The 13959-nt window shown below is 66.1% G+C and carries 12 protein-coding genes; 6 read left to right on the forward strand and 6 right to left on the reverse strand.

The genetic code is table 11. The features are described 5' to 3' along the window. Positions 1-189 precede the first annotated feature (189 nt). The 5 genes from NS355_RS14725 (at position 190) to NS355_RS14745 (ending at position 3433) form a co-directional block, all read left to right on the forward strand. A complete protein-coding gene (locus tag NS355_RS14725; RefSeq protein WP_056438888.1) occupies positions 190-546 on the forward strand; it encodes a S4 domain-containing protein in 357 nt (118 codons plus the stop codon). A 29-nt stretch (positions 547-575) separates the two neighbouring features. After that, a complete protein-coding gene (fdxA, locus tag NS355_RS14730) occupies positions 576-917 on the forward strand; it encodes a ferredoxin FdxA (protein ID WP_042486955.1) in 342 nt (113 codons plus the stop codon). 389 nt (positions 918-1306) lie between these two features. After that, the gene (locus NS355_RS14735) at positions 1307-1840 is read left to right on the forward strand and encodes a CarD family transcriptional regulator (protein ID WP_042486954.1); all 534 of its coding nucleotides are present in this window, start codon (positions 1307-1309) and stop codon (positions 1838-1840) included. A gap of 118 nt (positions 1841-1958) precedes the next feature. Beyond that, a complete protein-coding gene (locus NS355_RS14740; RefSeq protein WP_058746397.1) occupies positions 1959-2708 on the forward strand; it encodes a head GIN domain-containing protein in 750 nt (249 codons plus the stop codon). Positions 2709-2755: 47 nt separating this feature from the next. Further along, a complete protein-coding gene (locus tag NS355_RS14745; RefSeq protein WP_167345471.1) occupies positions 2756-3433 on the forward strand; it encodes a GIN domain-containing protein in 678 nt (225 codons plus the stop codon). Here the strand turns inward: NS355_RS14745 and NS355_RS14750 are convergent. The 4 genes from NS355_RS14750 to NS355_RS14765 all read right to left on the reverse strand — a co-directional run bounded on the left by NS355_RS14750 (position 3396) and on the right by NS355_RS14765 (position 10833). Further along, positions 3396-4373, reverse strand: a complete 978-nt coding sequence (locus NS355_RS14750; RefSeq protein ID WP_058746399.1) for an alpha/beta fold hydrolase — start codon at positions 4371-4373, stop codon at positions 3396-3398. The genes NS355_RS14745 and NS355_RS14750 overlap by 38 nt on opposite strands. Before the next feature lie 294 nt (positions 4374-4667). Continuing rightward, complete coding sequence (locus NS355_RS14755; RefSeq protein ID WP_058746400.1) at positions 4668-6017, reverse strand: family 43 glycosylhydrolase; 1350 nt, start codon at positions 6015-6017, stop codon at positions 4668-4670. Further along, positions 6017-7582 (reverse strand): alpha-N-arabinofuranosidase, encoded by a 1566-nt coding sequence (locus tag NS355_RS14760; protein ID WP_058746401.1) that lies wholly within the window; start codon positions 7580-7582, stop codon positions 6017-6019. Before NS355_RS14760 ends, NS355_RS14755 begins: the two co-directional genes overlap by 1 nt. Before the next feature lie 56 nt (positions 7583-7638). Then, positions 7639-10833, reverse strand: a complete 3195-nt coding sequence (locus NS355_RS14765) for a glycoside hydrolase family 2 TIM barrel-domain containing protein (RefSeq protein ID WP_058746402.1) — start codon at positions 10831-10833, stop codon at positions 7639-7641. Positions 10834-11037: 204 nt separating this feature from the next. Here NS355_RS14765 and NS355_RS14770 point away from each other — a divergent pair, with 204 nt between their 5' ends. Next, positions 11038-12528 carry a glycoside hydrolase family 30 protein gene (locus NS355_RS14770; protein WP_244489700.1) on the forward strand — a complete coding sequence of 497 codons (1491 nt, stop codon included), beginning with the start codon at positions 11038-11040 and terminating at the stop codon, positions 12526-12528. A gap of 115 nt (positions 12529-12643) precedes the next feature. Here NS355_RS14770 and NS355_RS14775 read toward each other — a convergent pair whose 3' ends face one another. Both NS355_RS14775 and NS355_RS14780 read right to left on the reverse strand, forming a co-directional pair. Next, positions 12644-13132, reverse strand: coding sequence for an MmcB family DNA repair protein (locus NS355_RS14775; protein WP_058746403.1), 489 nt, complete (start codon positions 13130-13132; stop codon positions 12644-12646). Positions 13133-13189: 57 nt separating this feature from the next. Beyond that, positions 13190-13843, reverse strand: coding sequence for a cell wall hydrolase (locus tag NS355_RS14780; RefSeq protein WP_058746404.1), 654 nt, complete (start codon positions 13841-13843; stop codon positions 13190-13192). Positions 13844-13959: the final 116 nt, after the last annotated feature.

Here is a 13959-nt window from a genome sequence, read left to right on the forward strand (position 1 = left end):
GGGGAGCGGGACCGCCGCGAAGCGGTGGTGGAGGGGCAATGTCCTGCGGCTCGCGCCAGGCCGCGAAAGTCATCGCCAAGCCCCTGCCCCTCCACCATCCTGCGGATGGTCCCCCTCCCCAAGCATAGCTTGGGGAGGAATGGGCTTGCCCGCGCCTTCCATGACCCACAGAAAGGACCGCCCCACCCCATGAGCACCCGCGCCCCTGCCCTCGAGTCGATGCGGCTCGACCGTTTCCTCTGGTGGGCGCGGATCGCCAAGTCGCGGGAGACGGCGCAGGCGATGGCGTGCGATGGGCATTTCCGCATGGACGGCCGCGCGATCGACCGGGCCCATGCGCCGGTGCGGATCGGCAGCATCCTGACCTTTGCGCATCATGGTCAAGTGCGCGTGCTGCGGGTGGAATCGCTGCCCGTCCGGCGCGGGCCGCCCGCCGAGGGGCGCGCCTGTTACTGCGATCTGGTCACCTCGCCGGTCTCTAGCCCCAATATGGTTTCGGGCCCTGATACGGTTTCAAGCGTTGACGGATCGCCGCACGCGGCATAGCAGCACGCGTTCGTACCTTGGGAGTTGTCATGACCTACGTCGTCACCGATGCCTGCATTCGCTGCAAGTATATGGACTGTGTCGAGGTGTGTCCCGTCGACTGCTTCTATGAGGGCGAGAATATGCTCGTCATCAATCCGTCGGAATGCATCGATTGCGGCGTGTGCGAGCCGGAATGCCCGGCCGAGGCGATCCTGCCCGACACCGAGAGCGGGCTGGAACAATGGCTGGAGCTGAACAACACCTTCTCCGCCCAGTGGCCCAACGTCACCCGCAAGCTCGACCAGACGCCGCCCGACGCCGATGCGATGAAGGGTGTCGAGAACAAGTACGACCAGTTCTTCAGCCCGGAGCCCGGGAAGGGCGACTAACCGGGACGCGCCCGGCAAGGGCGACTGATCCCGATCATTCCTCCCCTTTCAGGGGAGGTGGCAGGCCGAAGGCCTGACCGAGGGGTGTACCCCCTTTCGATGGCAGGACACCCCTCCACCATGCTGCGCATGGTCCCCCTCCCCTTACAGGGGAGGAAAGATGGAATGGGGATGCGTAGGCCGCCCGCACCGGATGGTTCCGCTACCCTGCACATATGCTGGTAATTTTCTTGCGACCATGCTATATGGTTCCGCGACGGGCATAGCTGTTTTCGCGACCGCCCGCCTTTGATGTGTTCGACCCTTCCTTCCCGAGGCCGACTTGATCAGTGGACCCATTTCCGCTTGTTCGGCGCTCGTGCGAAGGCCCTGATCCGGAAAGGCCCCCAATGGCTGCCAAGGCGCTCCACTTCGACGTCGGTGACTATGTCGTGTATCCCAAACATGGCGTGGGCCGCGTTATCGAGCTGCAAAAGCAGGAAATCGCAGGGATGCAGCTCGAACTCTACGTGCTGCGGTTCGAAAAGGAGCGCATGACGCTCCGCGTTCCCACCAACAAGGCCGAGTCGGTCGGCATGCGCAAGCTGTCCTCGGACAAGACCATGCGCGAGGCGATGGAAACGCTGAAGGGCAAGCCCAAGGTCAAGCGCACCATGTGGTCGCGCCGTGCCCAGGAATATGAAGCGAAGATCAACTCGGGCGACCTGGTGTCGATCGCCGAAGTGGTCCGCGACCTGTTCCGCGCCGACGACCAGCCCGAGCAGAGCTATTCCGAGCGGCAGATCTTCGAGGCCGCCACCAGCCGCCTAGCCCGCGAACTCGCCGCGATGGAAGAAGTGGACGAGCCGCGCGCCCAGGAAAAGATCCTGGAGATCCTGCGCGCTGCCGCCGCCATCTATAACAAGGAAAAGCCCGCCGCCTGATCGGCCGCCGGTCTTCGCCAATACGAACAAGGGGTGGTTCCGCGCGGAGCCGCCCCTTTTCATTTGCGCGATGTCCCTGCCTATGTGTATTATACAATCAATACACAGGAGATCGCTCATGGCAAAATCCCCCCTTCTCGCCACGCTTGCCGGGTTGTTTGTGCTCGCCATCCCCACCGCCGCCTGCTCGTTCGAGAGCGACGCCAAGGGGCAGGAGGTTTCCGCGCAAGGGTCTGGCAATGCGCGCAGCTATGCGACGCGCGGCTTCACGGCGGTGTCGAGCAGCGGCAGCGATCCGGTCGATATCCGGGTCGGCGGCGACTTCTCGGTGCGGGCGGAAGGGGCGCCTTCCGACCTGGATCAGCTGCGCATCGCGCGCGATGGCGACACGCTGCTGATCGGCATGAAGAAGGGCATCCATTGGGGCAGCCGCCGCGACGTCCGCATCCTGGTGACGCTGCCCCGCCTGGCCGAGGCGGGGCTGGCCGGTTCGGGGCAGATGCGGATCGACCGGATCGATGGTGCGCGCTTCAAGGGCGGGATTGCCGGGTCGGGCGACATGTCGATCGGGACGATGCGGGTCGAACAGGCCGAACTGGGTGTGGCGGGTTCCGGCTCGGTCAATGCCAGCGGCACGGTCGGCGCGCTCAAGATCGGCATCGCGGGATCGGGCGACATACGCGCCAACGGGCTTCATGCCAGACAGGCCGAGGTCGGGATCGCCGGATCGGGCCGGGTCACGGTGCAGGTCGATGGCCCGGCCAAGGTGTCACTGGGTGGATCGGGCGATGTCGATCTGGGACCGAACTCGGTCTGCACCGTCCATAAGGGCGGCTCAGGCACGGTGCGTTGCGGACGGACATTGTAACGGAGACCTGCTTGCGACACCGATGGGGCGGTGCGAGGATGACGCCGATGTCGATCCGCACCGCTTTCGCGTTCCTTGCCCCGGCCCTGCTCGTAGCTGCACCGGCCATGGCCGCCGACCGGCGCGTCGATCTGAGCAGTTTCGACACGTTGCGGGTCGAGGGGCCGTTCCGCGTCTCCCTGACCACCGCCCCCTCACCCCGCGGAACCCTGTCCGGTGACGGCGCGGCGTTGCGGCAGGTCGAGGCGCAGGTGATGGGCCGCACGCTGGTCCTGCGACGCTCGGGCGGGGGCGACGCGCCGGTCACGCTGGCCCTCGCCGCGCCGCCGATCTCCGGCGTCACCGTCATCGGTGGCGCGCAGGTGACGGTGCAGGCGATGAAGGGCAGCGCGCTTGCCCTGTCGGTGACGGGCACGGGCGAGGTGAGGGTCGGGCGGGTGGACGGCGATCAGCTGGCCGCGACGATGTTCGGCCCCGCCAGATTGACGATCGAGGGCGGCCGGGTCGGCAAGGCGCGACTGGCGGCCAACGGGCCTGCGAGCATTGCGGCCGATGCGCTGGAAGCGGGCGACCTGACCGTCATGCTCGACGGTCCCGGCGAGATTGCCGCACGCGCGCGCTATACGGCGGCGGTCGCCAATGGCGGGCTGGGCAAGGTGACGGTGGCGGGCACGCCCAAATGCCGGGTTACGGGCGGTGGTCCGGTACGCTGTGGGGTGAGGTAACCGGCGCGCGCCGGTCGAGAAAGGCGGCGATCGCGGCCAAGGCGTTGGCGCGGACCGGATCGGCCTCGCGCAATATCTCATGGGCGCAAGCACGACCGAAGGCGACCAGCTCGCCCTGCGGCAGACGCTGCGCCACCCGCGCCGCCGCCCGCGCATCGACCAGTCGATCGGCGAGCGCGACCAGCATCAGCACCGGCGTCTCGATCCGTGCCAGCGCGGGATCGTCGCGGAGCGCCGCCGTCGCGCGAAACGCCTCCGCCACCCAATGCCAGCTGGGTGATCCCAGACACAGCTCGGGCTGCGCCTGTCGAAATGCCTGCTGATCCGCAAAGCGCGCCAGATCATGGGTCAGCCGTTTCTGCCGCGCCGTCGCGGCGGCGGGCGTCTCCAGCCGTCGCCAGGCGGGGCGTAGCGGATCGCCGCGCCCGACCTGCCAGCGTGCGAAGCGTGCGCCCGCCCATTGGCCGACCGGCGAGCGCAGTGCCAGCATCGGCGCAACCAGCACCACCGCATCGGGCGCGATCCCGCCCCCGGCCAGCGCGGAGAGGGTCGCGAACCCGCCCATCGAATGGCCCAGCACGACATGCGGTCCTTCGTCCGGCCGCACCCATCCGGCATAAAAGGCGGTCAGATCCTCACCCAGCCGTTCGAGCCGGTCGATATGCCCGGTCCCGTCGCCGGTCAGCCGCCCCGACCCGCCCTGCCCACGCCAGTCGAAGGCGGTGACGTCCCAGCCCTGTGCGCGGAAATGGTCGATCGCGTCGCCATATTTCTCGATCATGTCGGCGCGGCCGGTCTGGAACAGCAACCGCCCGCGCCGCGCCTTGCCCGGTTCGTGCGGGCGGTCATAGCGGCGGTGGACCCAGCCATCGGGGGCCGTCCAGGTCGAGAGGAAGGGCGTGAGGGGGCCTCCCATCGGGTTCGATGCGTATGTCGCCATGCAGGTCTGTCCTAGCACGCCCTGTGTTACGATTTTTGTGGGGTTTGAGGAAAGGCCTACCCTTGGCCTTTGACTTCGCTCAGGCTGAACGGTGGAGGGGAAACATGCCGCTCACTACAGGCCCGCCCCGCCCGCAGGCGGGAGGGGATGGGGGAGGGAAAAGAGTCTCACAGAGATCATCCCTCGCGGCCCTTCCCTCCCCAAACCCAGTTTCAGGTAAACGATGCCCCGCATCGTTTAGGTCATGCCGGGGGCATGACCGACCTGAAACTCGCCTGCGGGAGGGGCTTCGAATCAGAAGATCGACCACTCCAGGATCGCGGGCTCTTTCGCCTGCACCGTCATGCGCAGGAAGCGCGCCTTGCCCGGATGGCGCAGGGTGATGGGCGATCCACTCACCCCCGCCTCGGCCGCCACTTCGCGCCAGCTCTTGCCGTCCGGTGACGCCTCGATCCGCAAATCCTGCGGCTGGATCGCAAAGGCCGGGCGTATCCGGCTTTCGCGTACGTCCCGCAACCCGCCCAGATCGGCGGTCAGCACCGGCGCCTGCCCGGCCTCGGGCCGCCACGCGGTCGCGTAGTTATCGTCCGCCGCCAGCGCATCCACGCCCTTGCCCGTCCAGCGCAGCCCGCGATCCCGCTTTGCCGCAAAGGCCGGGATCACCGGATCATGGCTGGGCCGGACCTTCTCGAACGTGCCGTCCGCCCGCACCGTCAGCGGGTCGACCGATACCTGCCGCAATACGCGCTCGCCGCCCATCACAAAGGGCAGGGCCTGGCGGTGATAGAGGATGTACGACTTCCCCTTGTCGGCGAAGATTGCGTGATGGCCGGGGCTGATGATCTGTTTGGCCGCATCGGTTTCGAGAAGCGGGCTGTTCGCCGCCTCTGTAAACGGGCCCATCGGCGACGGGCCGACCGCATAGCGGACCTTGTATGTGTCCTTGGTGGTGTTGCCGTCGCTATAGGTCAGCAGGTAACGCCCCTTCTCCTTCACCATGAAGGGGCCTTCGAAATAGTTGGCGGGGGTCACATCCTTCGGCACGCCGTCGAAATGGACCATGTCGGGCTTCAGCTTCACGACGAAGCAATGCCCGTTGACCCAGTTCAGCCCCGATCCCCAATAGAGATAGGCCTGGCCGTCATCGTCGATAAAGGCTTCGGCGTCGATCATGTGATATTGGGGGGCGAAGTCCCGCGCGATCAGCGGCTTGCCGCCATTGGCATCGGCCCATGGTCCTGCCGGCGAAGGGGCGGAACCGACCCACACCTCGCTGCCGACCGAGACATACATATACCAGCGGCCGTTGGGCGCCTTGACCACCGAAGGCGCCCAGACCTTGGCATCGCCCGAGGTCGGGCTGGTCGCAGCCTGCTTGGTCGGCCAGTTGGGCTGCGAGAAGGTCCAGTCGCGGCCATTGTCCGAGGTCCACAGCCCCAGACGATCGTCGCCCCATGGATCGATCGTGGCGAAGATGTACCAACGCCCCCCATCGCGCACGATGGAGGGGTCGGCGAAATAGCCGGGGAGCAGCGGATTGCCCGCCCCCGGACTATTCCATTGCATATCGCGCCGGGGCGCGGCGGACCCCGCTGTCCCCGCAAGCAGGACGGCGGCGAGCAGCGCTCCGGCGCGGGCCTTCATCAGCGCAGATCCAGCATGACGACCGACTTGGCGGGCACCTGCACGGTCAGCGTGCCGCCCGACAGCGTCGCGCCGTTGAACGGCTGCGGCGCGACCTGATTCGGCGCGTCGAAGCTGTTATGCGCATCCATCGTCGCGCCGGTCAGGACACGGCCCGACACCTGCGCTGCGGTCACGCCGTCCAGCTTGACCGAGACGGTCGCGGGCTGGTTGGGATCGACATTGGTCAGGCCGACATGCACCACGCCCGCCTTGTCGCGCACGGCCGAGGCGCTGACCGCCTTCATCACCCACTGGTTCTTGTTGTACCAGCGCGACTGGACATCGACCGGCAGGACGGTCGCGTCCTGATAGTCCTTGTACATGTCGAACACCCAATAGGTGGGCGTCTTCACCATGCGCGCGCCGTCGGTCAGGATCATCGCCTGGAGGACGTTGATCATTTGGGCGATGTTGGCCCCGCGCACGCGGTCGGCGTGACGGGCGAAGATGTCGAGGTTCAGGCTCGTCACCATCGCGTCGCGAAGCGAATTCTGCTGGTACAGGAAGCCCGGATTGGTGCCGGGTTCGACATCATACCAAGTGCCCCATTCGTCGACGAGCAGCGCGACCCGCTTGTTCGGATCGTACTTGTCCATGATCGCCGAGTGACGGGAGAGCAGTTCCTCCATCTTCAGCGTCTTGGACAGGGTGCGCGCCCAGCTTTCCTCGTCGAAGCCGGTGGCCGCGCCCTTCTTATCCCAGTTGCCCGGAATGGTGTAGTAATGGACGCCGATGCCGTCGAACGCGCCGCCCGCGTCGCGCATCATCACTTCGGTCCAGTTGTAATCGTCGCTGTTGGCGCCGCTGGCGATCTTCATCAGCTTTTCGCCCGCCGGGACCTTCAGGAAGGTCGAATAGCGGCGCGTCACGTCGGCGGCATATTCGGGACGCATATTGCCGCCGCAACCCCACAGCTCGTTGCCGATGCCGAACATGGCCAGCTTCCACGGTTTGTCGCGACCGTTCTTGCGGCGCTCCTCAGCATAGGTCGATTTGGACGGGAAGGTCATATATTCGACCCACTCGGCCATTTCGGACGGCGCGGCCGAGCCGACATTGCCCGAGACATAGGCCTCGGCGCCGACCATCTCGCTGTAATTCATGAATTCATGCGTGCCGAAGCTGTTGTCCTCGGTCACGCCGCCCCAGTTGGTGTTGACCTTGGTCAGGCGCTTGGCCTGCGGGCCGACGCCTTCGCGCCAGTGATATTCGTCGGCATAGCAGCCGCCCGGCCAGCGGATCACCGGCACCCGGATCGCCTTCAGCGCGTCGAGCACGTCGCGGCGATAGCCGTTGACGTTGGGGATCTTGCTGCCCTTGCCGACCCAGATACCGCCATAGATGCCGGTGCCCAGATGCTCGGCGAACTGGCCGAACAGGCGGCGGTTATAGACGGGACCCGGACGGTCGGCATGCACCTCGACCGTATCGGCGGTGCCGGCGGGCGCGGTTTGTGCCGTTGCGGTGCCCGCGAACAGCGTGGCGACCGCTGCCGCGAACAGGAATTTCGTTGCCCTTTTCATGGATTCTCCTCTGCCTGATGCGGCATGATGGCTTATTGTCCGAGTAAAGAACAGCCCTATTGCACCTCTGTCGCGCGGGCGGGCTTCGCTTTGTCGGGGGTGGTGCCATCGCCGCTGAAGGGCTCCAGGCGGAAGGCGACGCGCGTCGGCGCGAGGATGGTGCGATATTGCTGATGCGGCTGGCCGACATGGCTCCAGGTCGTGTCGCCGCCGATACCCCATTGCGCAGCATCGACGATCAGCGTCGTCTCGCCATGCGGCACGATATCGGTCGACTTCCATGTCCCCGGCGCCCGGCGGTAGAGGTCCCCATAGGGGAAGGCGAGCGCCTGCATCATCAGCGGTTTCGGCGCGCGAACACGAAGCCCCGCCCCCTCACCCGACAGCTCCATCCAGCGGACATCGACCTTGTTGCCGGTATCCTGCGGCCGCATGTAGTCATGGTTCTGCTCGGCGATGCTCCCTCGCCACAGCCCGATCGCGGCGGACGTCTTGCGATCGACATAGCTTTCGTGCGGGCCACGGCCATACCACTCCACCGTCTTCATGGAGGTGGGCATCGTGTACCACAGGCCGATGCGGACCGGCGGCGGCAGATCGGCCTTCAGCGGTACGAACTGCCCGTCGACATCGACCGCCCCGTCGCCCGCCATCTTGTAGCGGGTGACAAAGCGCGCCGCGCCCGCCCCCATCTCGTGATCGACGGTCACGCTCCGGTCGGGACCGATCGATACACTCCGCACCTGATAGCGGCCGTTCATCGTGAACCAGGGCGATTGCTGGGCGACGGTCCCGTTGGCGGTGTCGTTGTCGGTTTCGGCACGAACGAAATTGGGCTGACCGCCCTTGGCCAGCACACGCCCCGCCGCCGCATAGCGCGCGACGAGCCCGGTCTTGCGGTCGATGACCAGCTCCGCGCCGTTCGCCGACAGGGTGACGCTGTCGGCGCTATCTGCGACCGCGACCTGCCCCGTGGTCGCCGCCGGCATGGCGGGGCCATCGGTCAGGGCGAACTGCTCCCAGCCGACCACGTAATGGGCCGGAACCGCACGGATTGTGCCGTCCTTGGCATGGGCGCGGACGGTCAGGAAATATTCCGCCCCGGCCTCGCGGGTGAATTTGGGAGCAAGCGCCACCGTCTGTACCTGTCCGGCCGCCGTCGTCAGTGCAGGCAGATCGCCCTTCGCCACCGCGACGCCGTTCTTCTCGACCACCCAGTCGAAGGTGAAGCCCGACAGATCGATAAAGTCATGACGATTGTGTACAGTCAGCCGTCCGGTCTTCGCATCGTAACCGTCGAAGCGGATCGGCGACTGGACCTTCTGCACCTCATACAGCTGCGGATTGGGCGTCCGGTCGGGCTGGTTCAGCCCGTCGCCGAACTCGATATCGCCGCCTGGATTGGGGCCGTACTCGCCGCCGTCACCCCAATAGCGCCGCCCGTCCTTGGTATAGCGATACATGGACTGGTCGACCCAGTCCCAGATGAAGCCGCCCTGCAGCTTGCGGTGCGCGTAGATGGTGTCCCAATAATCCTTGAAATTGCCGCCCGAATTGCCCTGCATATGGGCATATTCGCACTGGATCATCGGCTGGGTCCGCGTCGGGTCCTCGGCCCAGTCGACCATCTTCTCGATATCGTCATACATGGGCGCATAGATATCGACGAAGCTGTTGGGCTGATGGCTCCAGTCGAGCGTGCCCCAACCGAGATAGGAGATCAGCCGCGCCGGATCGCGCCGCCGGATCGCCGCCGCCGCCTTCTCGAAATTGGGTCCGATCCCCGCCTCGTTGCCCAGCGACCAGAAGATGATCGAGGGGTGGTTCTTGTCCCGCTCGACCATGTTCATCACGCGGCTGACATGCGCGCTTTCCCAGGCGGGGTCGAAGCCGATCTGATATTTGCCGCGCTGATCGCCGTTGCGATTGCCCTGCTCCATATAGGCGTGGCTCTCGATATTGGCCTCGTCCATCAGGTAGAAGCCGTACTCGTCCACCAGCGACAGAAAGCGCGGGTCATTGGGGTAATGCGAGGTGCGGATCGCGTTGAAGTTGTTGCGCTTCATCAGCTCCAAATCGCGGCGCATCGATGCCTCGGAGATGACGTGGAAGGTTTCCGGGTCATGCTCGTGCCGGTTGACGCCGCGGATCATGATGCGGCGGCCATTGACCATGACCTGCCCGTCCTTGATCTCGACGGTGCGGAAGCCGATCCGCTGCGGCGTGGCCTGCACCACCTGGCCCTTCACATCGACCAGCTCGACCAGTAGCGTGTAGAGGTTGGGCGTCTCCGCCGACCAGCTCCGCACGCCGGGCACGGCGGCATCCAGCTTGGCCGAGGTGGCGCCCTGGGCCAGGGCTACGTCTCGCGTCACCACCACCCGCTCGCCGTCGAGCAGCGTCATCCGCGCCGTCATCGCCTGGGGAAGCGCGGGCAGCGTCAGCTCGGTCGACAGCGTGCCGTCGCGGTAGTTCTTGTCGAGCCCGGCATGGACGAACAGGTCGTCGATCCGCGCCTTCGGCACCGCCCGCAGGTACACCGAACGCTCGATCCCCGAGACGCGCCAGAAATCCTGATCCTCCAGGTAACTGCCGTCCGACCAGCGATGGACCTGGATCGCCACCACGTTGCGGCCGGGCTTCAGCAGCCGGGTGACGTCATATTCGGTGGGGAGCTTGGAGTCCTCGGAATATCCGGCCTCCTGCCCGTTGACCCAGACGCGATAGGCCGATCCCGCTGCGCCGATCTGAAGGATCACGTCCTGCCCGCGCCACCCGTCCGGCAGGGTGAAGTCGCGGCGGTAGGATCCCGTCTCGTTATCGTCATGCGGCACTAGCGGACGATTGGCCGGGAAGGGATAGGTGATGTTGTTGTACTTGGGCTGACCATATCCTTCGGCCTGCCACATCGCAGGCACCTTGATGGTCTTCCACCGGGACACGTCGTAACCGGGCCGCTCGAACCCCTTGGGCGCGCCGTCCACAGACGGGGAGAAAGCGAAGGACCAGTCGCCGTCGAGGCTCATATAGCGGCTGGATCGGGTCCGGTCGCCCGCCAGGGCCAGGTCACGGCTTTCATAGGGAAAGGCGGTGGCGCTGGCTGGGCGGGTGCCGCGTGCATTGACGGCGGGGTTTTCCCAATCGGGGCGGCTGGGATCGACCTGGACGGCGGCGACCTGCGGGCCGTTTTGCGCAAAAGCCGGGCTCGCCAGAGCCACCACGGCCGCACCGGCCGCCAAACGCCACTTCATACCACTCCCCTTTATCACGTCCCGCGATTCCCTGACCGGATCGCGCCTGTATTTGTCTGATTTTTATGTCGGCTTTGTCAGCTCGACAAGGAAAAAGGGCGTCGGGACGGCCAGCTTACGCATGATCCGCCGGAGGTTGACGGACCCGCCGCACCTCCGGCTATAGTCTGACGTTTGGTGAGACACGCGTGGGGAGACGCCAGGGTGAAGAACGGGACGATCCTTGGCAAAGTCCGTCTGGCGGCCACCGGGCTGGCGCTGATCCTGGGTCAGGGGACAGTGCACGCACAGGCTGCACCACCCCCCGCCGACCGTCCGGTGCCCGTGACCCTGCGCCCCGCCATCGATCGCCCAACGACGGTGTTCGAGGGCTGGGGCACCGCACTCGCCTGGTTCGCGCATGTCACCGGTGGCTGGCCCGAGGCGGAGCGGACGCGGCTGGCCGATCTGTTCTACGGGCCGCAAGGGCTCGGCTGGACGATCGCGCGCTACAATATCGGCGGCGGCAACGCGGCGGACACGCCCCCCTATATGAAGGTCGGCCGCGCGGTGCCCGGCTTCTGGCGGCAACCGGCAGGCGTGACGGGCAAGGACTGGTGGCGCGCCGACGATCCCGCCCTATGGGACTGGGGGCAGGATGCCAACCAGCGCTGGTGGCTGGATGCGATCACCGCCCGCGTGAAGCAACCGATCTTCGAGGCCTTCTCCAACTCGCCGCCTTGGTTCATGACGGTCAGCGGCCGGGTATCGGGTGCGGAAAAGGGGACGGACGACAATCTCCGTCCCGGTCAGGAAGCGGCCTTCGCCACCTATCTGGTCCGCGTCACCGACGAACTGCAGCGGCGGCACCACCTGACCTTTCGCACGCTGTCGCCGGTCAACGAGCCGAACACCAACTACTGGTTCGCGGCCAATACCCAGGAAGGCGCGCATTGGAGTCCGGCGCGCCAGGCGCAGATGATCGATGCGACCGCCGCCGCGCTGAAGGCCAAGGGCCTGTCGACGGTCGTGTCGGCCCCTGACGAGACCGCATCGCATCTGTTCGTACAGGACTGGGCCGCCTATCCGCCCGCCACCCGCGCGGCGATCGGGCAGTTGAACGTCCACAGCTATGGCACCGTCCACCAGACGGCGGTGCGCGATATCGCCCGCGCCTCGGGCATCAAGCTGTGGATGAGCGAGAACGACACGCCGCTGTCGGGCGATCCCGAGGACCTGACCGGGATGGCGTCACCGCTGGCCTTTGCCGAGCATGTCGTCGGCGATCTCAAGCGGCTGGAGCCCGCCGCCTGGGTCTTCTGGCAGGCGGTCGAGGATCTCAGCACCCGTAAGGGCGAGAAGGGATCGAACTGGGGCATCGTCAAGGCCGACCTGATGGGTGCCGCGAACCAGCCCCATGCGATCCATGTGACGGGCAAATATTGGGTGATGGCGCAGTTCAGCCGCTATATCCGGCCCGGCGACCGGCTGGTGCCGGTGGACGACATGGATACGGTCGCGGCGATGTCGGCGGATGGACGGCGGCTGGTGCTAGTCCATGTCAATCCGGGCCTGTCGCCACGGCCGCTAAGCGTCGCGGTGCCGGGGCGGTGGCAGCGGCGGATGATCGTGACCGATGCTGTGCATAAGTCCGTGGATATCGTGGGGGATATCGCACCGCCCCAGTCGGTGGTGACGTTGATATTGACGCGGTGAGGGTTGGGGTGTTGGGGCGTGGCCTTCGACTTCGCTCAGGCTGAACGGTTGTTGGGGAATAGAGGCTTGATACCCTCCCGCCGTTCAGCCTGAGCGAAGTCGAAGGCCAAGGGACTCACATCCCCGCGTCCGGATCGGTCAGCCCGATCATCCGCCGCCCGGCCCGCCTCGCGAAATTGAGCGTCGCCTTCTTTCGCACATGCGCGGGCAGCGGCACGCTATGCGCCTCCCGCACGATCGCGGCGTCGTAGCGATCGGCAACGATGATCCCCGTCCGCTCGGGCAGGAACGCCGCGCCTTCCAGCGGCGACCAGTCGAATCCGGCGGGCACCGCCCAGTAGAAACGATCGCAATGCGCCAGGTAATCGGGCCATTTGCCGTCGCCCAGCATGTCGGCGCGCGATACCTTGATCTCGACGACGACGACATTCCCCCGCGCGTCGAGCGCCATCAGGTCGGCGCGGCGCCCACCCTCCAGCGGGACTTCGGGAATGGTGATCAGGTCGTGACGGAGCAGCATCCGCGTGACCCCGCGCGCGACATCGGCGGCGCATAAGGGCGATAGCGGATCGTCGACGCACGAAGCGGGCGGCATGTCCAACATACCACCCGCTTAGAACATTTAGCGAACAAAGCAAAGCCCCGATCCGGGGCCTGTCGTTCAACGATAGAAGATGTGGTTGCCGATCGCGGCGACCTTCTGCACCCGCACGCCCGGACGGTTGCCGGGGGTGTTGAAGTACAACGCCTTGCCCGCGGTGCTGTCCCATGCCTGGGCCAGCGCGACCTTGGCGACGGCGACGGCGGTGCGATAGGCGGTGTGCGACGGGCTGACCGAGGGGATTTCGCCCCGGCGCACGAAGCTGAACTGGCCGCGCTGCTTGATGACGTCGCAGACGCCGGTGGGGAAACGACCCGACTTGGTGCGGTTCAGGATGACCTGTGCCACGGCGAGCTGGCCCGCGAGCGGTTCGCCGCGACCTTCGAAATAGATGGCGCCGGCCAGACAGCGGAGCTCTTCGCTCGACGCGATCTCGTCCTGATCGGCCACGGCGTCGGCCAGCGAGTCATAGTCGCCGTCCTCATCGCCTTCAGAAACTTGGGAAAAATCGGGGAGCGCGGACATGGTGGCCCGGGCGCTCTGGGGAACCATCGCAACATCGGCGACGTTGATCCCGGAAACAGTCATCGCACTGACTGGAGTGGCAGCAACACCGGCAACGTTGGTCGCGAGGCTGGGGGTGCTGGTGACGAGAAGACCCGCCAGAGATAGAGCCATGGCAGCAGATGCCGCGACTCGCTTGAAAACGGTCATTCACTCAAACAGACATGCGGTTGGATCACGGACCCGAGCATTGCCCAAGGGCGCTCGTCCGGGCTTCCCCCCGACTGCGTAACCCACCGGATCGCACCCGATAAGCACAACGCGAA

Origin of the sequence: Sphingomonas yabuuchiae (assembly GCF_001477495.1) — a bacterium.
Classification (GTDB): Bacteria; Pseudomonadota; Alphaproteobacteria; order Sphingomonadales; family Sphingomonadaceae; genus Sphingomonas; species Sphingomonas yabuuchiae_A.

Excerpts from the sequence above, each read along its gene's own strand:
- NS355_RS14725 (WP_056438888.1), top strand. The coding sequence starts at position 190 with ATGAGCACCCGCGCCCCTGCCCTCGAGTCGATGCGGCTCGACCGTTTC.
- fdxA (WP_042486955.1), top strand. The coding sequence starts at position 576 with ATGACCTACGTCGTCACCGATGCCTGCATTCGCTGCAAGTATATGGAC.
- NS355_RS14735 (WP_042486954.1), top strand. The coding sequence starts at position 1,307 with ATGGCTGCCAAGGCGCTCCACTTCGACGTCGGTGACTATGTCGTGTAT.
- NS355_RS14740 (WP_058746397.1), top strand. The coding sequence starts at position 1,959 with ATGGCAAAATCCCCCCTTCTCGCCACGCTTGCCGGGTTGTTTGTGCTC.
- NS355_RS14745 (WP_167345471.1), top strand. The coding sequence starts at position 2,756 with ATGTCGATCCGCACCGCTTTCGCGTTCCTTGCCCCGGCCCTGCTCGTA.
- NS355_RS14750 (WP_058746399.1), bottom strand. The coding sequence starts at position 4,373 with ATGGCGACATACGCATCGAACCCGATGGGAGGCCCCCTCACGCCCTTC.
- NS355_RS14755 (WP_058746400.1), bottom strand. The coding sequence starts at position 6,017 with ATGAAGGCCCGCGCCGGAGCGCTGCTCGCCGCCGTCCTGCTTGCGGGG.
- NS355_RS14760 (WP_058746401.1), bottom strand. The coding sequence starts at position 7,582 with ATGAAAAGGGCAACGAAATTCCTGTTCGCGGCAGCGGTCGCCACGCTG.
- NS355_RS14765 (WP_058746402.1), bottom strand. The coding sequence starts at position 10,833 with ATGAAGTGGCGTTTGGCGGCCGGTGCGGCCGTGGTGGCTCTGGCGAGC.
- NS355_RS14775 (WP_058746403.1), bottom strand. The coding sequence starts at position 13,132 with ATGTTGGACATGCCGCCCGCTTCGTGCGTCGACGATCCGCTATCGCCC.
- NS355_RS14780 (WP_058746404.1), bottom strand. The coding sequence starts at position 13,843 with ATGACCGTTTTCAAGCGAGTCGCGGCATCTGCTGCCATGGCTCTATCT.